At 52.7% G+C, this 24,356-nt stretch carries 21 protein-coding genes and 1 other RNA gene; 16 read left to right on the forward strand and 6 right to left on the reverse strand.

Features of this window, described 5'->3' with window-relative positions; genetic code table 11:
- Positions 1-7 precede the first annotated feature (7 nt).
- Complete coding sequence (locus E0F26_RS08495; protein WP_279241232.1) at positions 8-1,132, reverse strand: efflux RND transporter periplasmic adaptor subunit; 1,125 nt, start codon at positions 1,130-1,132, stop codon at positions 8-10.
- A 181-nt stretch (positions 1,133-1,313) separates the two neighbouring features.
- On the opposite strand from E0F26_RS08495, the gene ffs reads away from it, so the two are divergent.
- From ffs to E0F26_RS08545, 10 genes are all read left to right on the forward strand, one after another.
- Positions 1,314-1,410, forward strand: an RNA gene (gene ffs, locus E0F26_RS08500) — signal recognition particle sRNA small type.
- 28 nt (positions 1,411-1,438) lie between these two features.
- Entirely contained in the window at positions 1,439-3,340 is a 1,902-nt protein-coding gene (dnaX, locus tag E0F26_RS08505) for a DNA polymerase III subunit gamma/tau (RefSeq protein ID WP_279241233.1), read from the forward strand.
- A 19-nt stretch (positions 3,341-3,359) separates the two neighbouring features.
- Entirely contained in the window at positions 3,360-3,965 is a 606-nt protein-coding gene (gene recR / locus E0F26_RS08510; protein ID WP_279241234.1) for a recombination mediator RecR, read from the forward strand.
- Positions 3,962-5,065, forward strand: a complete 1,104-nt coding sequence (rnd, locus tag E0F26_RS08515; RefSeq protein WP_279241235.1) for a ribonuclease D — start codon at positions 3,962-3,964, stop codon at positions 5,063-5,065. Before recR ends, rnd begins: the two co-directional genes overlap by 4 nt.
- Positions 5,066-5,074: 9 nt before the next feature.
- Complete coding sequence (locus E0F26_RS08520) at positions 5,075-6,454, forward strand: MATE family efflux transporter (RefSeq protein WP_279241236.1); 1,380 nt, start codon at positions 5,075-5,077, stop codon at positions 6,452-6,454.
- A 22-nt stretch (positions 6,455-6,476) separates the two neighbouring features.
- On the forward strand, positions 6,477-6,722 hold the full coding sequence (locus E0F26_RS08525; protein ID WP_279241237.1) for a YcgL domain-containing protein: 246 nt from the start codon (positions 6,477-6,479) through the stop codon (positions 6,720-6,722).
- A complete protein-coding gene (locus E0F26_RS08530; RefSeq protein WP_279241238.1) occupies positions 6,719-7,054 on the forward strand; it encodes a hypothetical protein in 336 nt (111 codons plus the stop codon). Before E0F26_RS08525 ends, E0F26_RS08530 begins: the two co-directional genes overlap by 4 nt.
- Before the next feature lie 96 nt (positions 7,055-7,150).
- Positions 7,151-7,999: an AAA family ATPase gene (locus E0F26_RS08535; protein WP_279241239.1), complete on the forward strand. Its 849-nt coding sequence runs from the start codon at positions 7,151-7,153 to the stop codon at positions 7,997-7,999.
- Positions 8,000-8,010: 11 nt separating this feature from the next.
- Complete coding sequence (locus tag E0F26_RS08540) at positions 8,011-9,186, forward strand: vWA domain-containing protein (protein WP_279241240.1); 1,176 nt, start codon at positions 8,011-8,013, stop codon at positions 9,184-9,186.
- A 70-nt stretch (positions 9,187-9,256) separates the two neighbouring features.
- A complete protein-coding gene (locus tag E0F26_RS08545) occupies positions 9,257-11,470 on the forward strand; it encodes a PQQ-dependent dehydrogenase, methanol/ethanol family (protein ID WP_279241241.1) in 2,214 nt (737 codons plus the stop codon).
- Positions 11,471-11,483: 13 nt separating this feature from the next.
- On the opposite strand, the gene E0F26_RS08550 is transcribed toward E0F26_RS08545, so the two are convergent.
- Entirely contained in the window at positions 11,484-12,227 is a 744-nt protein-coding gene (locus E0F26_RS08550) for a TrmH family RNA methyltransferase (protein ID WP_279241242.1), read from the reverse strand.
- 60 nt (positions 12,228-12,287) lie between these two features.
- Here E0F26_RS08550 and E0F26_RS08555 point away from each other — a divergent pair, with 60 nt between their 5' ends.
- Entirely contained in the window at positions 12,288-12,506 is a 219-nt protein-coding gene (locus tag E0F26_RS08555; protein WP_279241243.1) for a glutaredoxin family protein, read from the forward strand.
- A 2-nt stretch (positions 12,507-12,508) separates the two neighbouring features.
- Here E0F26_RS08555 and E0F26_RS08560 read toward each other — a convergent pair whose 3' ends face one another.
- Positions 12,509-12,946 carry a universal stress protein gene (locus E0F26_RS08560; protein ID WP_279241244.1) on the reverse strand — a complete coding sequence of 146 codons (438 nt, stop codon included), beginning with the start codon at positions 12,944-12,946 and terminating at the stop codon, positions 12,509-12,511.
- Between the two features lie 72 nt (positions 12,947-13,018).
- Between E0F26_RS08560 and E0F26_RS08565 the strand changes: the two genes are divergently transcribed.
- The 4 genes from E0F26_RS08565 (at position 13,019) to E0F26_RS08580 (ending at position 17,127) form a co-directional block, all read left to right on the forward strand.
- Positions 13,019-13,471, forward strand: a complete 453-nt coding sequence (locus E0F26_RS08565) for a hypothetical protein (RefSeq protein WP_279241245.1) — start codon at positions 13,019-13,021, stop codon at positions 13,469-13,471.
- Between the two features lie 120 nt (positions 13,472-13,591).
- A complete protein-coding gene (gene topA / locus E0F26_RS08570) occupies positions 13,592-16,306 on the forward strand; it encodes a type I DNA topoisomerase (protein ID WP_279241246.1) in 2,715 nt (904 codons plus the stop codon).
- A 66-nt stretch (positions 16,307-16,372) separates the two neighbouring features.
- The gene (locus E0F26_RS08575; protein WP_279241247.1) at positions 16,373-16,786 is read left to right on the forward strand and encodes a hypothetical protein; all 414 of its coding nucleotides are present in this window, start codon (positions 16,373-16,375) and stop codon (positions 16,784-16,786) included.
- Positions 16,787-16,866: 80 nt separating this feature from the next.
- A complete protein-coding gene (locus E0F26_RS08580; RefSeq protein WP_279241248.1) occupies positions 16,867-17,127 on the forward strand; it encodes a hypothetical protein in 261 nt (86 codons plus the stop codon).
- Between the two features lie 13 nt (positions 17,128-17,140).
- Here E0F26_RS08580 and lexA read toward each other — a convergent pair whose 3' ends face one another.
- Positions 17,141-17,734, reverse strand: a complete 594-nt coding sequence (gene lexA / locus E0F26_RS08585; protein ID WP_279241249.1) for a transcriptional repressor LexA — start codon at positions 17,732-17,734, stop codon at positions 17,141-17,143.
- A gap of 112 nt (positions 17,735-17,846) precedes the next feature.
- Here lexA and E0F26_RS08590 point away from each other — a divergent pair, with 112 nt between their 5' ends.
- Positions 17,847-18,935: a mechanosensitive ion channel family protein gene (locus E0F26_RS08590; protein WP_279241250.1), complete on the forward strand. Its 1,089-nt coding sequence runs from the start codon at positions 17,847-17,849 to the stop codon at positions 18,933-18,935.
- Here the strand turns inward: E0F26_RS08590 and E0F26_RS08595 are convergent.
- On the reverse strand, positions 18,925-20,757 hold the full coding sequence (locus E0F26_RS08595) for a hypothetical protein (protein ID WP_279241251.1): 1,833 nt from the start codon (positions 20,755-20,757) through the stop codon (positions 18,925-18,927). The two genes, E0F26_RS08590 and E0F26_RS08595, sit on opposite strands and share 11 nt — an antisense overlap.
- Positions 20,739-24,212: a transcription-repair coupling factor gene (gene mfd, locus E0F26_RS08600; RefSeq protein ID WP_279241252.1), complete on the reverse strand. Its 3,474-nt coding sequence runs from the start codon at positions 24,210-24,212 to the stop codon at positions 20,739-20,741. Before mfd ends, E0F26_RS08595 begins: the two co-directional genes overlap by 19 nt.
- Positions 24,213-24,356 lie beyond the last annotated feature (144 nt).

A 24,356-nucleotide genomic window follows, 5' to 3' on the forward strand; every position in this document is an offset into this window, starting at 1 on the left:
GGCGTACTCAGTTAACGGTGCGAATGTCAGGGACGATCTCAACGGGTGACCCCGGGCTGAGGCGTTGCATGCCCGATGCAATGACATTCGTTTTGTTTGCTACGGTTCCACGGACGAAGACGCGATCGCCTTCGCTGTGGACAACTTCCACACTCTCTCGCGCAGTGACGGTCTCGCCTTCAGCATTTTCCTTGGTAACGAGAACGGTCCAGAGACCCTTGTCGCCCTCAAGAAGCGCGGTTATTGGGAGCCAGCCACCTTTGGATTGCACGCGCTCCACAAACGCGAGGGCAAGCGTTTGACCCACTCGCAAGGCATGTTCCTCAGGAATCGTTAAAACAGCTAAGACCGTAAGCGTCTGGGGGTCAACATCAGCGCCTATGCTTCGCAGTTTGGCGGTTATCGCCTTGCCCTCTACCAATAAGGTGTATTCCTGTCCTACTAGCGCAATATCCGCAGATTTTGGGGAGATGCCGACATGGGCTTCACGCTCACCGACCGAAACTAATCTGAGGACAGGGACATTTGGGCCTATGATACTTCCAGGTTCACTTATCTTTTGTGAAACGACGGCGTCGAAGGGTGCAACTAAACGACTTTTCTCGATTACGATTTCCGCATTACGAACACTTGCTTGAGTCGTTTCGAGGCGAGCGCTGGTCGCTTGGAGAGTTAGACGGGCATCGTCAGCGTCACGCTGCGAAACCAGCGATTGGTCTAACAGGGCATCGACCCGTTCGTAATTTAATTCGGCCAGTCGTAGTTGTGCAGCAACCTCTTTTTCTTGGGCACGCGCCAGAGACAGTGCGGCGCGCTGCTGTCGAGTATCGAGTTCACCCAATACTTGACCGGTAGTTACAAAGTCGCCTTCCTTTGCTGTGAGGCTCGCGAGCACGCCCGCCACCTCAAAGCCCACATTACTGTCGGTCGCGGCCTCCACGACGCCAAGAAAGCGAGTCGTGACGGAGTAGCTCTCCTCGAGGTTGTAGGGCGTCACCTTCACGGGTAAAGGTTGTGCCTCGCTGGAGATCGTGGGTTTTACGTTGGCTTCTATTGCGTTTGAGCCAAAAATGACGATACCCGCAGCGCCCAAAGCACTGAAGAGTGTTGTAAAGAAAAATCGTGGCGTCATGGTCAAGTCCCATGTTAACAGCATTAACTTATATGTTATCAATATTAACATTGGAGTGCGACTGTGCCCGCTTACTGTCTACGTCGACAATGACTACCATTTATCGCTTATTCACTTGCTTAGGGAGGACGATTTCGAGACACTTTGCGACCTTGCCCAGCGGCAAGCGTTATGGTGGCTCGAACGGTCCCCTCGCAGCGATAGGTAGCGAACCCCGCCAGGCCCGGAAGGGAGCAACGGTAGTTATCAACTCGGGTGCCGAGGTGTGGCTGTTCGAGTCACCTCCATATAACCATCGGGCACACTATGAGTTATCAAGTTCTTGCGCGAAAGTGGAGACCATCCAACTTCTCAGAGATGGTTGGACAAGAGCACGTAGTGAGGGCACTCACGACCGCGTTGGAGTCAGAGCGCCTGCACCATGCTTACCTCTTTACGGGCACGCGTGGTGTGGGTAAGACGACGGTTGCTCGACTTATCGCAAAAAGCCTCAATTGCGAAGAGGGTGTTACTGCAACGCCCTGCGGCGTGTGCGCAAGTTGCGTTGAAATTGCCGAGGGCCGAAGCGTTGACGTGCTGGAAGTTGATGCGGCATCGCGCACTAAGGTTGAGGACACACGAGAACTACTCGATAACGTGCAGTACGCGCCGACACGATCACGTTTCAAAATCTACCTGATAGACGAAGTGCACATGCTGTCCAACCACAGCTTTAATGCGCTGCTCAAAACGTTAGAGGAGCCACCCTCCCACGTTAAATTCTTGTTAGCGACAACAGATCCACAAAAACTCCCAGCCACCGTCTTATCGCGCTGTCTGCAGTTTAATCTCAAGAACATGGTGCCTGGGCAAATAATAGAGCACCTGAAACATGTTTTGAGCGAGGAAAGTGTAAGCTTTGATGACGAATCGCTGGCCCTGTTAGCCCGGGGCGCCGAGGGTTCAATGCGCGATGCCTTGTCTTTGACGGATCAAGCTATTGCCCATGGATCCGGGAAGTTGGTCGGTGATGACGTCCGTGCAATGTTGGGTACGGTCTCGCGTACCAAAGTGTTGGATTTACTCCAGGCCATTTCAACGAGCGATGTGCAGCAGGCCTTAGCCGTGGTTGACGACTTGGCAACACATTCGCCAGATTACTCCGGAGCGCTCGACGAGTTGAGTGGAATTCTTCATCAAATTGCGATTGAGCAGGCCGTGCCAGGCAGCTTAGACGAGGCCTCACCAGAGTTTTCTCGATTACAGGAGCTGGCCAAGCACCTGACAACCGACGACACACAGTTACTTTGGCAAATGGCGGTTGCGAGTAAGCGCGACCTTGTTCTTGCATCGGATCCACGAAGTGGTCTTGATATGGCGGTTTTACGGATGATTGCCTTCCGTCCGGCGGTCATCATTTCTGATGCTCACGAGGCACCCCCAGCAAAAAAGTCTGAACCACCGGTGATGCCGGTGGCGACTCCGGTACCGTCAACTCAGGTTGCACCAACAGCCTTGGGACGCTCTGATTTACCTACTGATGCCACGGCGTCAGACTCATCTGTCGTGCCGCCATCGAGCGCTTCCGAGCCCGATTCGGCTATCGGCGGTAACCGAGTTAGTGGTGATAACGCCGCAGTAGGTGGCACGCATGCTTCGAACCGAAATCACGGTTCGAGGCCATCTGGAATCTCTGAGGAGCCCAACGCTGAGAGCGTATCGCGTGCTGAGGAAAAACCTGCGGTTGTCGTGAAAGATAATGACGACTCCGATCGCTGTGTCGAGCAACAGGCAAGCCCAATTCCTGAGGGCGCTAAAGCGCCTGACGATGACTTGCCAACGCCAGGCTCTTGGCCCGACTTCTTTAACGGCTTGGACCTCAAGGGCGTGATACACAACGTTGCGTCGCATTTCGAGCTCATTAAGACCTACGACCGAACGCTTTGCTTTGCCATCGCTCAAGATAATGCAACCTTGTATAACGAGCGACATCAGCGAGGCTTGGCGTCTGCCATGGAAGAAATGCTCGAAGATGCGGTTGAGGTGCAAGTGTCAATTGCAGCGACGAGCGACAATACACCGGCGAGGCATCGTGAAATTCTAGAGCAGCAGCGTCTGCAGGCCGCTCAGACAGCGCTGGAGGAAGACGATTGTTTGTCGGCACTACTCGTTGATTTTGATGCCGTCGTGATACCTAATTCGGTTAAGCCGCCGCTGACAGAGCTATGATGCAAGGAGCGATGTCTCAATGAAAATGAGTCCCGCAATTCAGGATTTAATCGATGCTTTACGTCATCTCCCTGGCGTGGGCCCCAAATCTGCGCAGCGTATGACGCTCCACTTATTGGAAAGAGATCGAGAGGCAGCCGAGTCGTTGGGCGAGGCTTTGTTGGCCGCGCTTTCGCGCGTCCAGCAATGCCAGCGATGCCGGAACTTTACCGAGCTCACCATTTGTGAGATCTGCGGTGATCCCAAGCGGGACGATTCACTCCTGTGCGTTGTTGAGACACCGGCCGATGTTCTGGCGATTGAGCACACCGGAAGTTACCGCGGGCTTTATTTCGTTCTTATGGGGCATTTATCACCCCTCGATGGTATTGGCCCAAAGGAGCTAGGTTTGGACAGCTTAGAGGTTCTGCTCGAGCAAGAGACAATAAGCGAGGTTATTTTGGCAACGAATCCAACGGTCGAGGGTGAGGCCACCGGGCATTACATTGCTGAAATGGCGAATCGCAATAAAATCCTTGTGAGCCGGATTGCCCACGGTGTTCCCCTGGGTGGCGAACTCGAATATATCGACGCAACGACACTTGCTCATGCATTGGGCGGCAGAAAAGTGGTGAGCCCAGAATGACGTTTGAATTAATTACATCCGATAGGCGACTCAATGAGGTTCTTGCGGAGCACGAAAGCGAGCGCTTCGTTGCTGTCGACACGGAGTTTCGGCGGCGAGATACGTTTTATCCGCAAGTTGCCTTAGTTCAGCTTTGCTGGAGAGATGTTTCATATCTACTTGATCCTACAGAGCTTTCTGACTTTTCCGGACTCAAGGTGCTGCTGTTAAATGAGTCCATCGTCAAGCTTTTACATAGTCCAAGCGAAGACTTAGAAGTATTTGCCCACTGGCTCGGCATCCTTCCCACGCCACTCTTCGATACACAGCGGGTGATGGGGTACCTCGGATACGGCTTTGGCGTTGGCTACCGGCCGATGGTTGAGCAGTTTGTCGGCGTTGAAATATCAAAGGAGGAGACCACTTCAGATTGGTTGAAACGTCCTCTGACTGACAAGCAACTCAATTATGCAGCGCTTGATGTAAGCCATCTGCGCAAGATCGGTGAGGATCTGCATGACGAGGCAGACGAATCTGGGCGACTCGCTTGGGTTTATGAGGATACCGCTAATCAAAAACCGGGTGGCAGGGGCGTTGCGAGCAAATTTAAGTCGGCTTGGAAGTTAAGTACCAGTGAGCAGGCCATACTTGCGGCGCTTATTGCTTGGCGAGAAGGTGAAGCGCAACGCCTAGACAGGCCTCGGACTTGGATTTTACCCGATAAGGTCATGGTAGCACTCGCTCGCCGAGCGCCCGATCATATTTCACAACTTAAGCAAATAGAGGGCCTTCAGGAGGCGATTATTCGCAAGCGTGGCGAGAAGCTAATCTCGATCATTTTGGAGTCGCTCGGCGGCTCCACGACCGAGGTGATCTGGCCCGCGCCCGCGCGAGGGATCGAGCGAGATTGGATCGTCACTATGACGGAGAGAGTCCAAGCACTCGCCGATGTGCTGGGTGTTGCGCCTCAACTTTTGTTATCGACACGAGACTTTGAGTCGCTTATTCAGGCAAAAAAGCAGACGATCCCCTTACCGAAAGAGCTTTCGGGATGGCGGTACGAAATTATCGTGGCTGAGTTACTCGAGTCACTTAACACCGCCACCGCACCAACGAGCTAGCCCCTTTACGTGAATACGCGAGCCGAGGACGCTGGTGCCAGCACCAAACATCCAGAACCCAAAAACTATGCCGATCTCATTGCCATGGCGTGGCCCTTTATTTTGGCAAATGCGTCGGTACCGTTATTGGGGCTTGTCGATACGGCTGTTATCGGGAATACAGGATCGGTAGTAGATCTTGGGGCAATAGCCCTCGGCGCACTGATTTTCTCATTCGTTTACTGGAGCTTTGGTTTTCTTCGCATGGGGACGACCGGGTTTGTTGCGCGGGCATTTGGCGCGGGCGATGAAGAGGAGGTGCGAGTAATTTTTGGGCGGGCCTGCCTAATGGCACTCGTGGTGGGAGGCACACTTCTTCTACTGCAGTTACCGATTGGCACACTTAGTTTTGCACTCTTATCTGGGGATGAGGGGGTCGAAAGTGTGGCAAAGACATACTTCTTTACGCGAATTTGGGGCGCACCTGCGACGCTCGTCATCTTCGTCATTATGGGCGTGTGGATCGGCTTGGGCGAGCCTCGAGAGCTTCTGAGGTTGCAGGTCTTTCTCAACGCCCTGAATATGCTCCTCGATATTATCGCTGCGGGCGTACTCGGGCTTGGCGCCCAGGGAATTGCCATAGGAACCGTGATTGCCGAGATAAGCACCTGTCTCATTGCGTTCTATCGGCTCCGAGCTCACCTGAGTCAAGTGTACGAGGCCGGGGACACTGTCAGTGCCCTCTGGCCTTGGCAACGGATCCGTGACTTGTCGGAAATGTCAGCCTTAATCCGTGCAAATATCGACATTATGATACGCACGTTACTACTTGTTTTTGCCTTTGCATATTTTACCAACGAGGCGGCGAAGTACGGTGTGGTTGCCTTAGGTGCAACCCACATTGTGTTGCAAATAATGGCGTTTACCGCGTTTTTCTTAGATGGGTTTGCTTACGTGGCAGAAGCAGAAGCCGGGCAAAGTTATGGCGCAAAAAACAAGCCGTTTTTTGATGCCGCACTGCGCAAAACAACCGTTCTTGCGGGCCTGACGGCGTTTGTTCTGGCGGGGCTCGTCGCCCTCGCAGGTGGGGTTTTAGTGGAGTTAATTACCGACATCGACGAGGTCATTGTTTTATCGAAGACGCTCTTATCGATTTGTGCTGTTTATGTCTTCGCGTCGTTCCCGGCATTCCAACTAGACGGTGTTTTTATTGGAACGTCCAAGACACGAGAAATGCGGGACGCGTCTATACTGTCGGTAATGGTGTTTCTGGCCGCCGTCTGGTGCCTTGGCGATACCCTGGGCCTGCAAGGTCTCTGGTGGGCGATGGTTATATTTGTTGTGGTGAGAGCTGTCACTCTCTCGTTTTACCTAAGGCGAGTTACTGACCGGTTCATTGCGGTAAGCTAATAGGGTTCAAAGGAATAGTTGTATGTTGGTGAGAGTGCTCGCAGGTCAGCGCAAGGCGGATACGTATTTGTTCGTGCCGGCCGATCAGGATGTGGCAGAACTCCCCGAGGCGCTCTTGTCGTTGTTAGGTGAGTTGAGAGATGTCGTGGAATTGGATCTGGTGCCAGAGCGGCAACTGGTCCGATGCTCGGGCAGCGAGGTGCTAGCCGCCATCGCTGAAGTTGGTTACTACCTTCAACTACCACCTGCGGAGTTCGCGCGGTCATGATGACATCGATCAGTTACGTATTCGCCATGGCCATCTACATCGTCGCAGCCTGCGCGGGTGCGAGGCTCATTCACCGCATGCTGCTCTCGGGGCTCTCATACCGACTGGGCTGCGCTTTAACAGGTTTGATCTCGGGGGTGCTGTTGGTGCCCAGTTACGCGTCAAGCGAGGCAGAAACATTGGCGCCTGCCTTGGTCACAGCCTTGTTCAACTGGTTATTTGCCGGTGGGCTCGAAGCAGCGGGTGGCGCACTTATGATGCTAGGCGCCGGTGCAGTGACCGGCGTGATCTGCGGTCTAATTTGGGCGCGGCTGTCTACTTCTCGTCTATAAGCGTACTGATCTCAAATAACGTCCCACTGGGTAAAACATCTCGAAAACCACCACATCATCCGTTAGTCTCACGTCTCGACTGTAGGGAGCTGTAAAATGAAATTCACCGGAACCGAAAACTACGTAGCAACTGACGATCTCCGCATGGCGGTAGATGCCGCGGTTGCGTTGCAAAGGCCACTGCTTATCAAGGGAGAACCGGGTACCGGCAAAACCATGCTTGCAGAGGAAGTTGCCGGCGGTTTGGGAATGAAGCTGATTCAGTGGCACATCAAATCTACGACCAAGGCACAACAGGGCCTGTATGAGTATGACGCGGTGTCTCGACTGCGCGACTCGCAGTTGGGTGGAGAGGGTGTGCACGACATCGCTAACTACATCAAGCGCGGGAAGCTCTGGGAAGCATTTGATGCCGACGAACAAGTGGTTCTTCTTATCGATGAAGTGGATAAAGCCGATATTGAGTTTCCAAATGACTTGCTGGTAGAGCTCGATAAGATGGAGTTCTTTGTCTACGAGACGGGAGAGACTGTTAAAGCGAAGCACCGGCCCATTATCATTATCACGTCAAATAACGAGAAAGAATTGCCTGACGCGTTCTTGCGCCGCTGCTTCTTCCACTTCATTAATTTTCCTGACCGCGACACCATGCGGCAGATTATTGATGTTCATTACCCCACCATTAAGCAAGACCTTGTGCAGGAAGCGCTCGAGGTATTCTTTGAGCTACGCGGAATTCCAGGTTTAAAGAAAAAGCCCTCAACCTCTGAGTTAATCGACTGGCTGAAACTCCTCATGGCGGACGATATTCCGGATGAAGTGCTCAAGAACCGTGATCAGTCCAAAGCAATCCCACCACTTTATGGTGCACTTGTGAAAAACGAGCAGGATGTGCAACTCCTTGAGCGATTGGCGTTCATGCACCGTCGTGAGAGTAATCAGTAAGGGGTAGTTCGATGCTCGTCAATTTCTTTCAGGCGCTAAAAGATGGCGGTGTTCCCGTAACACCAAGAGAGCTATTGGACTTGCTTGCTGCAATGAACAAGCAGCTCGTCTTTGGCAGCATTGACGATTTTTACAACCTGTCCCGCGCGGTCATGGTGAAGGACGAGAAATATTACGACCGGTTTGACCGAGCGTTTGGTCTGCACTTTCGTGATCTGGAGGGGGTCGACGATGTGATCGAAGCCTTAATTCCTGACGATTGGCTTCGCTCTGAGTTCGTCAAGCAGCTTTCGGAGGAAGACAAAGCCAAGATCGAGTCGCTGGGCGGGCTAGAAAAGCTGATTGACGAGTTTAAAAAACGGCTCGAGGAACAGGAAAAGCGCCACGAGGGAGGAAACAAATGGGTCGGTACCGGCGGAACCTCTCCGTTTGGTAATGACGGTTTTCACCCTGAAGGCATTCGGGTCGGCGGACAAGGTAAGAACAAGAAAGCCGTTAAGGTTTGGGATCGACGAGACTTTAAAAATCTCGATGATGGCGTAGAAATTGGTACCCGAAACATCAAAGTGGCGCTGCGTCGCCTGCGGAAGTTTGCACGAACGGGCTCAGCCGATGAGCTCGACCTCGACGACACGATTAGCTCGACGGCTCGAAATGCCGGATTTTTAGATATCAAGATGGTTCCGGAGCGGCATAACGCGGTTAAGGTTTTGCTGTTTCTAGATGTGGGTGGCTCGATGGATCCGCACGTTAAGGTGTGCGAGGAGTTGTTCTCAGCTGCGCGAAGCGAGTTTAAGCACTTAAAGCACTTTTACTTCCACAACTTCCTTTACGATAACGTTTGGGAAAATAATATTCGTCGTCATAACCAGCGCACGGCACTTCATGATGTCATGCACAAGTTCGGACACGACTATAAAGTGGTTATCGTTGGTGACGCCTCTATGTCGCCGTACGAGATTGTCCAGCCAGGTGGCAGCGTCGAGCACTGGAATGAAGAGCCAGGTGCCATGTGGTTAGAGCGTTTACGCGGCACATACGAGAAGTGTGTCTGGCTAAATCCGGTTCCTGAGGATGAGTGGCAATTTACGCAATCTATCTCGATCACAAATCAACTGATGGAACAAAAAATGTATCCTCTGACCCTAGGCGGTTTAGAGGATGCGATGGGCTTTTTGGCCAAATAAACGAGGTTCCACATCCTTCCGACATTGGCTAGACTCAGGGAAATAACAACAAAACTCTGAGGACCCTTGGATGTCTACAAAAAACGTTTTTGCAAGTCTGGTTACCATTGCCATGCTCTCTGCGTGTGGTGGCTCTGACGCGCCTGCTGATATTGCCTCCGAGGCGGGTGTGGCTCCAGAGAATGGCGCCGCTGCGGTTGATATGGCACGACTTATGAATGCAGCCGAAGAGCCTGAGATGTGGCTGAGCTACGGCGGTTCCTACGATGAGACACGCCACTCTTCTTTGGCCTCGGTCAACGGAGACACCATTCAAGAGTTGGGCGTTGGTTGGGTTTACACGATGGATAAACCACGTGGCGCTGAAGCCACTCCGATTGTGGTTGACGGGGTGATGTATGTGTCAGGCTCTTGGTCTGTCGTCTATGCAATCGACGCGAAGACGGGTGAGGAATTGTGGACCTATGATCCTCAGGTTTCGGGTGAAGACGCGGCTAAGGGCTGTTGTGACGTTGTGAACCGAGGAGTTGCCGTGCACAACGGCAAAGTATTCGTTGGCGTATTTGACGGGCGCTTGGAAGCGCTTGATGCAGAAACGGGCGCGGTCTTGTGGAGTAATGTCACGGTAGATCAATCCAAGCCCTATACCATCACAGGTGCTCCCAGGGTCTTCAAAGACAAGGTCATCATTGGGAACTCAGGTGCTGAGCTGGGCGTGAGAGGTTACGTGACGGCTTATAATGTCGAAACGGGTGAGGAGGCTTGGCGCTTCTACACCGTACCGAACCCCAACAAAGAGCCGGACGGCGCAGCTTCAGATGCGATCTTCGCTAAGCTAGCAAACGACAGCTGGGGGGATACCGGTGCGTGGACCACAGACGGTGGGGGCGGCACGGTTTGGGACTCGATTGTGTATGACACGGTGAATGATCAGGTGCTGATAGGCGTCGGTAATGGCTCACCCTGGAACGCGTCGGTGCGCGACCCAGAGGGCGACTTCAGTGGCGCGTATGACAACCTCTTTCTCTCTTCAATACTTGCGGTGGATGCTGATACCGGCGCTTACCGCTGGCATTACCAAACGACACCGCGCGATCAATGGGATTACACTGCAACACAGCAAATGATACTCGCTGAGCTCCCAATGGGAGTCGACGGCGCTATGCGCCGTGTTGTCATGCAGGCGCCTAAGAATGGCTTCTTCTACGTGCTGGATGCCGCCGACGGTGAGCTGCTATCGGCAATTCCGTTTGCAGAGCAGAACTGGACAACCGGAGAGGTCGACGAGAATGGCCGCCCCGTCATCGTACAGGAGGCGATCGACCTCGATAATTTTGCTGTTTACCCCGGACCCACAGGTGGTCATAACTGGCATCCCATGTCATTTAATCCTGACACAGGGCTGGTTTACATCCCCACCAATGTTCAGTTGCCTATGGTTTACGCACGAACCGAGCAGGGCGAGAACGCGAATTCTCTTTGGAATATTGGCTACGACTATGCTGCCGGCTGGGCGTTTGAGTTCCCGGAGGGCACGCTGGAATTTACCAAGACACTCGACGGTGGAACATTAGTTGCCTGGGACCCGGTAAAAGGGGCGCCAGCTTGGATGGTGCCATTTCCACAGGCGTTCAACGGAGGCACCTTGAGTACCGACGGTGGCCTTGTTTTTCAGGGTAATAAAGCAGGTGAGTTTGTTGCTTATGATGCAACGACTGGGAGCCGCGTATGGTCCAGTAAGTTGTCGGGAGATGCATCAGCGGCTCCGATGACCTATGAGATCGATGGTGAACAATACGTATCTGTCTTGTCCGGTTGGGGCAGTACGTCGAATCTCATTTACGGTATTGCGCTCGATAAGCCCGTTTCCGCCGAACCCGGTAGGGTGATTACATTTAAGCTGGGCGGCACGGCGGAAATGCCCAACCCACTCGATTACAACGTTGTGGAAACCCCTAAGGCTGCGCTCGCGGGTGATGCAGGATCATGGCAGTTAGGAATGCAGCGCTTCGCCGAAAACTGCATGTTCTGTCACGGTGCCTACGCAATTGGATCTGGTGTATTACCCGATCTCCGGTGGTCGGCTATGGCTGCCAGCGAGCAGTCATGGCAGGCGATTGTCCGGGACGGTGCACTGACCGACACGGGTATGATCGCGTTTGGTGATCGTCTCGATGACAATGAAATTGAGGCGATAAGAACTTACGTTCTGCGCCAGGCCTGGTTAGCAGTAGAAAATGGGAACGCTGAGGCGCCAGACTTGGCGGTGGCCGGCGATCAGTAGACCTCGCGGGCGCTTATTGGCTTAAAAATCCGATAAGCGCTGCGGTTACAGCGACGTTTAGGGATTCAACGCCATTCTTCATAGGTATACGTAGCGACAAGTTCGCTGCGTTTTTTATTGTCTCGGAGGCGCCCTCTGTTTCGCCCCCCAATACGAAAACCGTGCTCGCTTCCTTCTGATGCTCAAAGAGTGACAGCGTCGCGTGGCTATCCATAACGGCGATCTGCACGCCTCGCGCTTTGAGCGCTGTCGCGCAGCTAAATGCCTCCTCACAAAAAACGATAGGTGCTCTGAAGGCTGTTCCAACCGACGCTTTAATGACCAAAGGCCCCAGTGTGGCTACTGATTTTTTTGGATAAAAAATGGCATCAATGCCTGCAGCACAGCTTGATCGGATGATCATGCCGACATTTTGCGGGTTTGTGATGCCATCCAAAAGCAGGGCCTTGAACTTCCTCTCGGGGTTTCGCTCAAAATCCGTCAAAAATATATCGAGTGTGCTGAAGTTAGGGCAGAAAAGGTCCAGCGCAACGCCTTGGTCTTGTTTGCCATTTTTTGAGATGCGGGACAACGCCAGTCGGTCATGGTGAGCGATTGGAATTGACCGATTTTTTGCGGCTGTTTCGATCTCACTTATAATGCCGCCCGGCTTGTTTTTATCGGCCAGGTGCAGGCGATGAGGGTCGAGTGTAGGGTCCCTCAAGGCCTCGAGAACGGGCTTTCGACCATATACAGTGAGAGTTTTCGATAAATCCATGCGCGGCTCAGTTTAGTATTTGGCTGCTTATCACACAAACGAGAGAGGGTAGTTGGCTCAATGAGTCTGACACTATATACGAGTCCGGGTTGTCATCTGTGTGAGCAGGCCGAGGAGATGCTTGATTACTTAGGTTTGGCATTTAATGCGGTCGATATTAGCCGAGATGTGGATCTTATAAGAATTTACGGTGTTCGTATTCCCGTCTTGCAGCGTAGCGATAAAGCTGAGCTCGGGTGGCCGTTCGACACGCTTGATATAGAGCGGTTTTACGCTTAATCCTATTTTTCGCGATCGACTCTGACGGCCAAGACATCGCAGTCTGCAGCGCCCAGAACACTATCGGTCGTGGTCCCCAGTAGCAGCTCTAAACCCCATCTACCGTGGCTGCCTAACACGATAAGGTCGGCACCGATTTGCTTGGCCAAAGTGGGGATCTCATGCTCTGGTCGTCCGCTTCGCAGATGGCAGTGCTGCTCTGGGATGTTCAGGTGTGCTGCCAAGCGAGTAAGGTGGGTGTCGGCCTGCTCGTTGATCTCCTCTTGCAGCTCCGAGGTGTCAAGATGAAGGTCCGCTCCATAAGTGAGTGACAACGGCTCCACAATGTGAAGAACGTGAATTTCCGCCTGTTGATTTCGTGCCAACGTCGCAGCTTTAGTTGCAATTTTATCGGATGTTGCGCCCAGATCGATGGCAACAAGTAGTCGTTTATAAGCCATAATAAAACCTGCGGTATCCCCTAGTAAGCAGAGAATACCGCGCTCGGATTTCCAGCACTAGTAGAGGCGCCTATGTCGATCGTATGGATCTTATTGATTATTGCAGTTGCGATTGCCCCATTGGTGTCTGCGTTACCGTCGGAAGCTCAACGCTATGAGGCGAAGGTCAGGGAGCATGCAATGGACAGGGGGGTTATCGTGAAATTAGGGTCGACCCCGGATATTCCCGCTCGATTTCGGATGCCCTCAGACTTGTCCCTCGTCGCTTACCGGCGAAGACGTGTTGACCGACATCTGTCGTTCGATCATCCCCAAGTTGCGGTCAGGTCATTGGGCGTCTGGTGCAGTGTTCCTCTCGAAAAACCGCTAACAGGAAGTGTGCTATCGCTCCCTGACGGTGCTCACATTGTTGAGCTTAGTGAAGATTATGTCTCGGTTTTCTGGGACGAAAAAGGGAACGTGGAGGCCGTGGATAAGGTCATCACAGTCATTGACTCCTTAGTGAGTGACCACGGTTTTGAATAGCTTTGACATAGGCAAATTCATATTAAGTGCTTGACCTCTGCCCGTCTTTGTCCCGTACACTCCGCCGTCAACGACGATCCTGTCGTCCCTAAATGTCATGTCGGAAGCAAAAGTTAGCTCATGGGTAAATCACTGGTTATCGTCGAATCGCCCGCAAAAGCAAAGACGATCAATAAATATTTGGGTTCAGACTTCATTGTGAAGTCGAGTGTCGGGCACGTTCGTGATTTGCCTACGGCAGGCAGTGCACCGACCTCAGATCCAAAAGAGCGTGCTGCCCAGGCGGCGATTACCCGCAAAATGGCGCCTGATGAAAAGCTAAGATACCAAGCTAAGAAGAAGCGAGAGCAACTTGTGCGACGAATGGGTGTTGACCCTAAGAACGGTTGGGCCGCTCGCTACGAGATATTGCCAGGCAAAGAGAAAGTGGTCGATGAGCTCAAGAAGCTCGCAAAGTCTGCCGACGCTATTTATCTTGCCACCGATTTGGATCGAGAGGGGGAGGCCATTGCATGGCACCTCAAGGAGATCATTGGTGGCGATGACGCTCGTTACCAACGAGTGGTTTTTAACGAGATTACAAAGCGTGCGATTCAAGAGTCTTTTGCTAAACCCACCCAGCTCGATACCAACCGTGTTTATGCGCAACAAGCGCGACGATTTTTAGATCGAGTTGTTGGCTTTGAAGTGTCACCGCTTTTATGGGCAAAGATTGCGCGAGGTCTTTCTGCGGGACGTGTTCAATCCGTAGCGGTACGCCTCATAGTCGAGCGCGAACGAGAGGTTCGCGCTTTCGTCCCAGAAGAATATTGGCAACTTCATGCTGATTTACAGCGAACGGGCGATCCAAGCGTTCGATTTGAAGTGGTCAGATACCAAGGGAAGGCATTCGAACCAAAGTCAGAGTCTGATGCCGCATTGGCGGTGTCGGCCCTGTCAGATGCGGCGTATACGGTGTCTGATCTGGAGGCGCGTAAAACGACGTCACGTCCTTCAGCCCCCTTTATTACGTCAACGCTGCAACAAGCCGCAAGCACACGCCTTGGTTTCAGCGTCAAAAAGACCATGACGCTGGCACAACGCCTTTATGAGGCAGGGCATATTACTTATATGCGAACTGACTCTACGAATTTGAGCAGTGAATCGGTGGCTTCCTGCCGCGATTATATTACCGAGCATTTTTCAGCGGCGTACTTGCCTGACGCGCCTAATCGTTACGGCGCGCGAGAAGGCGCTCAGGAAGCCCACGAAGCGATACGTCCATCCAACGTCCGATTGCGGGCGGAGACGCTAAAAGACGCGGAGAGAGACGCTCAGCGCTTGTACGAGTTGATATGGCGGCAATTTGTAGCCTGTCAAATGACACCGGCACGCTATTTGAGTACGACGCTCACTGTCACTGCCGCTGAATACGATATGACAGCAAAAGGCAGGGTAGTTGAGTTCGACGGATACACACGCGTTCAAACGCCTGTGGCGCGAAAAGGCGATGACGCGATATTGCCAGATTACAAGACAGGTGATGCGCTTATTCTGAGTGAGCTGTTGCCTTCACAGCATTTTACCAAGCCTCCAGCTCGTTACGGTGAAGCAAGCCTTGTAAGGGAGCTTGAAAAGCGCGGCATTGGACGTCCATCGACTTACGCGGCCATTATTTCAACCATTCAAGATCGTGGTTACGTCAAGCTTGAGAACCGCCGATTTTACGCCGAGAAAATGGGCGACATCGTGACCCAACGTCTTCAGGAGAGCTTCGAAGACCTTCTCGATTACGGGTTCACGGCTTCAATGGAAGAGAATCTCGACGAGGTTGCAGAGGGCCGAAAAGACTGGCGTGATGTACTGGATGCCTTTTACGACGATTTTCGCAGCAAGCTTGAGTTAGCAGAAAGCCCGGGCGAGGGCAGTATGCAGGCTAACGAGCCCACCGCGACGGGGATTGCTTGCACAAAATGCGGTCGGCCAATGCAAATTAGGACCGCCAGTACCGGCGTATTCCTAGGTTGTTCGGGTTACAACTTGCCGCCAAAAGAGCGGTGTAAGAACACCATGAATCTGATTCCCGGCGATGAGGCAGTCTCCGCGGATGCTGATGATGAGGCGGAATCACGCTTGTTGCTTAGCAAGGAGCGTTGCCCCAAATGCAATACGGCGATGGACAGTTATCTGATCGATGAGACACAAAAGCTTCACGTGTGCGGTAACAACCCCGATTGCGACGGTTATCTCGTTGAGCAAGGTAGTTTTAAGATCAAAGGCTATGATGGTCCAACACTTGAGTGCGACAAATGCGGTTCTGAAATGCAACTCAGGACGGGGCGCTTTGGCAAGTATTTTGGTTGTACCAATTCTGAATGCTCAAACACCCGCAAGCTACTGCGAAACGGGGAGGCGGCGCCACCTAAAATGGATCCGATTCCCATGCCGGAGTTGCAGTGCGTAAAGGTGGAAGATCATTATATTTTGCGCGATGGTGCGGCCGGTTTGTTTTTAGCGGCGAGTCAGTTTCCGAAACATAGAGAGACGCGAGCGCCGTTTGTTGACGAGCTTCTTGGGCATCAGGCTGAGTTGGACCCCAAGTATCATTTCTTATTGGATGCGCCGCGGGTCGATGATGCGTCAAATCGAACACAGATCCGCTTTAGTCGAAAGACCAAAGAGCAGTACGTCATGACTGAGGTGGATGGCAAGGCAACGGGCTGGAAAGCTTACTTCAATGCATCCGGATGGGTAGCGGAGGGGTCGGGTAAGCCTGCTCCGAAAAAGAAAGCAAAGGCCAAACCACGTGCGAAGGCGAAATCGAAAGCCGCCGCTTCGTCTAAGTCCAAGAAATAAGTCAGAGACCTTAGATTGAGTCAGGCCCAATCCTACGCAAATCACTCTTTGTATATGGCATCAATCATGATTGATGCTTGGCGGCGGGCTGAAACAGCGAAGGAGCAGGCGGCGCCAGCCATCGACGCCGCTTTTGCACCTGCAACGAGACTGCACTTACTCAATGCTTACGGTTGGCAGCTACTTGCTTGTCAACGCGTGGTAAATTTGCCCAACGATCCACCGCACTCAGCACGCGCGCTGCCGTCTCTCGCAGCTGGCATAGCGGTATCACCTGAGGTTCGCGAGATGGCGAACTTGGAGCAAGACGGTTGGCTGGCCGACCTCTTGCAACCCATATCCCCGGGATTGTCCCCTCGGCGTCCAAAAAATGTGTTGGCGGTCACGCGTCAGCAATTTAATTCGGCGTCAGCGGCAGAGATCTATGAGAAGCTTGAGGCCCTAATTGGTCGGGTTGCTGATGCGATTGACGAGTCATGAAACTACCGCGCCTTTGTGGCAAAACCCGATCTATAGTGTTACTGTCGGTAAAACAACACGACATATTGTGAGGTTGTCAGATGTCTACGTCGCTTTTAGAAATTGTTGATTTGGGTGATGGTGAGGTCGTTCTGCAAAGAGCAGACGACGATTCAGAGCCATTAGTGAGCATCCAATTTTCGGAAGAGGCGAGTGCCTATCTCATGGAGAATAACCTCGAAGTTGCAAAGGTTATGATTCAAGCTGGGATTCAAGCGGCAGCAAAGATCGCGGAGATGACTGGTGTAGAAATCGAGTCTTCGGACGCTGCTGAGGCATCTGAGTCGCGAACGCTGCATTAACAAGCGGTTCGCACTACCGGCGGATCACGCCGACACTTATCCCCTCTATCGCGACAGAGTCTTGGCTTAAGTCCAGCTGAATGGGCTCGTAGGCGTCGTTTTCTGCAACCAAGTCAACGCGAGTATCACTGAGCCTGTTCCAACGCTTGACCGTCACCTCGTCATCGATACGCACGACAGCAATTTGGCCTTGTCGAACCTGTGAAGTGCTGTGCACGGCGAGAAGGTCGCCATCGAAGATTCCTGCATCGACCATGCTGTCGCCGCACACCTGTAAAAAGTAATGCGCAGGCGGTGAGAAAAAAGTTGAGCTCAAATCGCAATAGTCCTCAATGTGTTCCTGGGCCAGTAGTGGTGCGCCCGCCGCCACGCGGCCAACAATTGGGATGCCGTTTTGCTCTGTTAGTCTAATACCGCGAGATGTGCCGGCGACTAACTCAATCACGCCCTTTTTGGCGAGCGCTTTTAAGTGCTCCTCTGCGGCATTTGCCGACTTAAAACCGAGTGTTCGTGCGATATCAGCGCGGGTAGGCGGCATGCCGGTTGTGTCGATACTACCCTTGATGACATCCATTACTTGCTGTTGGCGCGCGGTCAACTTTGCCATAGTGCTACTCCTTTCGATTTCCTGATGATAAAGGCAGTATGTATAAATGTACAGTATTGGCCGATCGGGTTTCGATGGGTAGGTTAGGCGTCATCAATTCATTGGAGTCGTCATGGAATCCATTCTCAGTTTTGTTTTGCCCTTGAGTGATTATTTGGGGACTCCCGCGGTCCCAACTGCACTGGTGTCGCTATTGTTACTTGGTGCTGTGGCTCATGTGCTTATTCGAAAGCTTGTCCAAAAGCTGGGTTCATTTGCCGATACGACGGCCGCTCGATGGGATGATGTCGTTTATTACGCGATTTCGCCGCCAGCCGAATGGGCGATGTGGATTTGTGTCCTCTACCTTTCGTTGGGGTTATTTGAACAGGCTCAGAGTCTGCGGATGGGGCTGTTGCACCTCGCCGATACGGGCGCCATATTGCTCATTGGTTGGTTGTTGCACCGGGTATCAGCGGGAATTGAGGCGGAGTTATTAGCGGATCATCGAGGCCCAAAGGGATCCGATGATCGTGCGTCCATTAACGCCGTTGCACGCTTGGCTCGCATTACTATTTGGGTGCTGGTTGTACTGATGGTAATGCAATCTCTGGGTGTGTCAGTGTCTGGCTTGTTGGCCTTCGGCGGCGTTGGCGGCATCGCGGTTGGTTTCGCAGCGAAAGACCTTCTGGCAAACTTTCTTGGGGGTGTCAGTATCTATCTGGATCGTCCCTTTGCCGTTGGTGACTGGATACGGTCTCCTGACCGGAATATCGAGGGAACTGTCGAGGAGATTGGTCTAAGAATGACGAGAATCCGGACTTTCGACCAGCGACCGTTGTATGTTCCAAACTCGACGTTTTCAAGTGTTTCCCTCGAAAACCCTTCAAGAATGACGAATCGACGCATATACGAAACGGTAGGGGTGCGATACGAGGATGCCGCAAAGGTGGCGGACATTGTAAAGGCTGTGCATACCATGTTGCTCGAGCACCCTGACATCGCTCAGGATAGAACGCTCATCGTGAACTTTAACCACATGGGGCCGTCGTCACTCGACTTCTTTTTCTACACGTTCACTAAAACAACCAATTGGGTGGAGTACCACAGCATTAAGGAAAATGTGTTGCTCAAAGTCCTCGAAATTGTCGCAGCACACGGTGCAGAGGTCGCGTTCCCGACCCAAACAATACATCACACACCGATTGAACCTAGCGAGTGATTTGAGCTGGCTCTCGTTCGGCTGTAGACGGCTTTTGGGGCGCCGACTCGGTGTTAATGAGCCCGCGAGTTAGGCTGTCGATGTCTCGGCGCACACGCTGGGCCTCACCGAGCTCAAAAAGCTCAGCGTACGTGAGTTCCCGCCAAACTGCGGCGACTTGTATGACGGGGTGGTCAATGTACCTCACATAACCCTCTCTCAGGTCGCGCTGGTCCATAAGCGCAATTGCGTGTTTCGGTAACGCCGCTACCACGGGGTCTTCATCCTCCGTCGTCACCGTGTCAATCGGCTCAGGTCTGAGAGTATTTAACCCGGTCGTGATATCAATGAACTCTACTGTCGGCTCCTCAAGCACCTGAGTGATTACCTGCTCAGGCTCAATTAGCAGGACGCGCGTAGGCGGGGCAGGCAGCGCAAGCGGGGGTAACTTTTGGGGCAGATAACTCCCCGTTGTGTTGGTCCACAGGTTGGTGGCCAAACGATACTCACGCGATGAAGCCGAAGGCCCGTTAATTTGCAGCGTCCCCTGAATATGAGGTTCCCTGTCGCTCTGAGTCCATTTATCCACGACAACCGCATCGCTTTCGGCACTTATGGGTTGTAGCCAAGATAAGACAGAGACTGGCGCTCTTCCCGTGTCCTTCTCAAGTTTTCGCAAACCGGGTTTGAGTATTTCATAAGGCATGAGTTGATAGCTTGCCGGCAGAGGCGGCGGCGTTGGGTCACCGGCAAGCGCTTCGCTATCCGATGGTTCCTCAGTTTCGAAATCTGACAACCAGTCGATACCGCCCCCTTCCGCGCTATCTTCGAGACCGGGGAGGGCGGTTTCGTCCCCACTTGAAAGCCCACTAAAGTCTTCTCCAAGTCCATCGATGGCAAAAAAGTTCTCTGACTCATCAGATGTCTCGTTGCGGCCATTTTCTGCAATCTCGATGCCCGCTTCATCGATCTCAGTGTTGGGTACTGTCAGTCCCTCTGATGAATCTATTCCTGATAACGCATCAGCGCCACGCTCATCGCTGAGCGGACGGCGATTCATAGGGTCGGCGACAGCAGTTGCTGGATCGGGTATTTCGTTTGGTGAAAACGACCCTATGTTCTCGTTTCCACTCAGCGTGGCTAGGTTCTCTAGGGGAATCTGCCCTGTGCGCTCGACGCTGTCGTCCTCTGGGCTCTCATCTGAGGTTTGGCTACCCAGCTGAGGCATCTCCGCTACGCTGTTTGTCAAACTCTCCGCTCCGATACGGTCCTTCAGGCTCGCGTATTTCGCTGTCTCGGGTTGTGCAGAGGGGAGAGTATCGGCCGGCTGAAAGTCGCTATCTGAGCCTCCTGCTGCGTCGTCAACTAGTGTGACCCCCATTGCCCCGTCGATTGTCGGCTCAAAGTCTGAGGCCGCATTAAATAGCGGCTCAATAGCATCACCAACAAGACTTTGCTCTGCATCTGAGGCGTTAACCAGCATCGATTCTGTTGCTGGTGCTGGTGCTGGTACTGGCGCAATGACGATAGACCCATTCGGATCTATTTTTACAGCTTCCTCACCCCATTGATCCATTAGGGTCTTTATCTCGTTGTAGTCAGTCAGCCAGCGTTTATTAGGGGGATAAGATAGGCTTGGCTCGACAGCCCAAAGTTCGGATGCCAACGCCGTCGAACTGCTATCAACGAAAATGGCGACTTCGATATGCATCCAACCAGAGGGCTCGTCACTGTTGTCAGCTATGGCGGCCAGCGGTTCGTCGATACTTTGGCTTAGCGTATTGAATGAAACGGTGAGCAAGGCGACGCTCGCGGCTATCTTGCCTACTGAAGATCGGGGCATGCTTTTTCCCATCGCTGCAAAAGGTCGTCCACGTAGTCTTTTCTCTCGGCAACGCCGTCTAGATTTTTGACGAATCGCAACGTGTCGGATCCCCCTAGTTTGAATTCCTTGGGGTTGCTCTGTAACAGTTGTATCAACGCATTTACCGGCACTGGCGTCGATTCCTCAAACTTGACGCTACCACCTACGGCGCTCACGTCAATATTTGATATGCCGAGCCGCTGCGCACGAAGGCGAATTTCCGCTTGAGCGAATAACTGTTTTGTGGCGTCGGGTAATAGCCCGAAGCGATCGATCATTTCGATTTGTACTTCGTCGAGCTGATTCTTGGTTTTTGCCTGAGCAATGCGTTTGTATAAAACCAGCCTAGTCGAAATATTTGGCAAGTAATCATCTGGGATGAGTGCCGGCACATGAAGTTTTACCTCGGTACCTGTATCAAGCGGGGCGTCCACGTCAGGAATTTCACCCTTACGCAGTGACTCAACCGCGCGATTTAGCATTTCAAGGTACATCGAAAAGCCAACCTGCTGGATCTGTCCCGATTGCTCGTCGCCCAATAATTCTCCGGCGCCGCGTATTTCTAAGTCATGGGACGCCAGCATGAAACCGGCACCTAATGCGCCTGCTGATTCAATCGCCTCAAGGCGTTTTTCGGCATCACTGCTCAACCCTGTCCTGGGAGGCGTCAATAGGTAGGCATAGGCCTGATGATGAGAACGTCCAACACGGCCGCGAAGTTGGTGTAGCTGAGCAAGGCCAAACTTGTCGGCCCTCTCGATGATGATGGTGTTGGCGTTGGGGACGTCGATCCCAGTTTCTATGATCGTGGAACAAACGAGCACGTTGTGTCGCTGGTGGTAAAAGTCGGACATGACTTTCTCAAGCTCTTGCTCGCGCAACTGGCCATGTGCCACCCCAAACGATATATCAGGCACCAGCTCGCGGAGCTTTCGAGCCGTCTCCTCGATGGTCTTCACTTCATTGTGAAGGAAGTAAACTTGGCCCCCACGAAGCGTTTCGCGCAAAATGGCTTCTTTGACTAAGCCAATATTTTGCTCGCGTACAAACGTTTTAATCGAGAGGCGTTTGGCAGGGGGCGTCGCAATGACAGACAAGTCCCTTAATCCGCCCAGGGCCATGTTGAGGGTTCTGGGAATAGGCGTGGCGGTCATCGTGAGAATATCGACTTCAGCCCGGAGTGCTTTGATCGCTTCTTTTTGCTTTACACCAAACCGATGCTCCTCATCGATAATGAGGAGGCCAAGATCAGAGAAGCCGAAATCGGTCTGCAACAACTTGTGCGTGCCCACTAAGATGTCGATGTCACCTGCCTGAAGTCGTCGAGTGATATCTCGAATATCTTTTGCTGTTTTAAATCGCGAGACGACTTCGACAGTGATCGGCCAGCCGGCAAAACGATCGTTGAAGTTTTTAAAGTGCTGCTGGGCAAGCAATGTGGTTGGGACAAGAACAGCGACTTGCTTGTGATTGTGGGCTGCAATGAAAGCGGCCCGCATGGCAACCTCCGTCTTGCCGAATCCAACATCTCCGCAGACCAAGCGATCCATCACTTTCTCAGCGCACATATCCGCTTTGACCGACTCGATTGCAGCGGCTTGATCAGGCGTTTCTTCAAAACTGAAACCGGTGCAAAACTCATCCCATGCTGCGTCATCGAGTTCGTGCGCATATCCGACGCGCGCCTCTCGCTTTGCATATACCTCAAGTAATTGCGCGGCAACGTCTGACGCTTTTTCGGATGCTTTCTTTCGGGCCTTAACCCAGTGCTCTGTGCCCAGTCGGTGCAGTGGCGCCGTATCTTCATCACCACCCGAATATCGGCTAATGAGGTGCAGAGAGCCGACGGGCACGTACAACTTGTCATCGTTGGCATACTCGAGCAGCAGAAATTCCGCATCGTGCCCGTCAATCGTTAGCATCTCGAGACCGGTGTACCGACCGACGCCGTGTTCTAGGTGCACAACCGGCACGCCCGGGCGAAGCTCGGTGAGGTCACGAATAATGACCTGTGTATCGGTTTCTTCTTCGCGCTTTCGTCGCCGCTTCTGAGCGACGCGTTGACCGAATAACTGATCCTCAGAAATGAGCGCCGGTCCGTTGGGCGTTGTAAACAGCTCGCGACTAATGTCGGTGACAGTGATGCCAAAGGTCGTACCGCTCTGGTTAAACTCGCTCCAACTCGAGACAGCGGTTGGTTTGAGCCCCTCCTTATTTAAGGACTCAAGTATGATTTCACGACGTCCTGCACTTTCGACACTGAGTAAAACAGGTGAGTCGTGGGACTCAAGCAACACAGAGAGTTTTCCTACGCCTGACACGTTGCGGTAATTCTCAGTCGCTGAGAAGGGCTCAGGTCTGTAGTCACCGAGTTGATAATGGAGCGAGGCATCGGTGTTGTCTCTAAATTCAATTGCGCAGTAGTCCCCGAGTCGCGCGTACAACTCCTCAGGAGCGATAAACCCGCGGGGCGGCGGGACCAATGGTCGTCTGGGATCAACACCGTACTCTTCGTATCGATTATTCACCTCTGCCCAAAAGCGTTTAGCAGATGCAAAATTATTCCCAACCATGATCAGTGGAATGTCGCTGGGTAAATAGTCGAAGAGCACTTCGCACTCGTCAAAGAAGAGCGGCATATAGTACTCCGCTCCTTGAGGCGCGCGGCGCTGACTGATATCCGTAAACACGCTGCATTTTTCTGGATCGCCCTCAAAGCTGCGATACCAGTCAATTTTGAAGCGCTCGATTGCATCGGTATGAAGGGGGTATTCGCGCGCGGGCAATAAGTCTACCTTCTCCAGCCGTTCGGTTGTTCTTTGAGTATCCGGGTCGAAACTTCTGAGCGTTTCTATCTCGCCGTCAAACAGATCAATGCGAAGTGGCGCATCGCTTCCCATGGGGAAAACATCAAGCAGTGAGCCGCGCGTAGCAAACTCTCCATGCTCATAAACGGTATCGACGCTTCGGTAACCGTTCTTGGTGAGATTGCGAGTAAAGCGCTGAAGATCCAGTTCTTCTCCAATAGCCAAACTCAAAACGCCCGTCTCGATAAAGTGTCGGGGAGGTACGCGATGCATTAGCGTTGTTATCGAGACGATAACAATGCCCTCCGTGAGCGAGGGAAGGCGGGAAAAAGCCTTCAGTCTGTCGGAGATAATGTCTTCATGGGGGGAGAAATTGTCGTACGGAAGGGTTTCCCAATCCTGAATTAAAAGGGTCTCTTTTTTGTCGTCCATGAAAAAGGGCAATTCAGACGCCAAAATATGCGCAGCCGCAGTATTTTCAGTGATAACGAGAATCAGTGGGGTCGTTTTTGCGAGCTCAGCAACGAAGTGTGACTGCGCAGCACCCGTTACGGGTCCAATGGCGGTGCGCTTACCTGTTGCGTTTGGCCAAGGCAGCGTGGATTGGATGTCAAAAAACGAGGTCATGATTGCTCCTACTGGGGACGCGGATTTTACGTGTCACGTTGGTCGCTTACTAGGGCTGAACGGTTGCTGTTCGGGTGGTCTGAGAGCGATAATCCAAAAACACTCACACGTTGGCCATTCAACCGGCCAAAAACAAAAGGAAAA

The organism is Candidatus Paraluminiphilus aquimaris (genome assembly GCF_026230195.1).
Taxonomy (GTDB): Bacteria; Pseudomonadota; Gammaproteobacteria; order Pseudomonadales; family Halieaceae; genus Luminiphilus; species Luminiphilus aquimaris.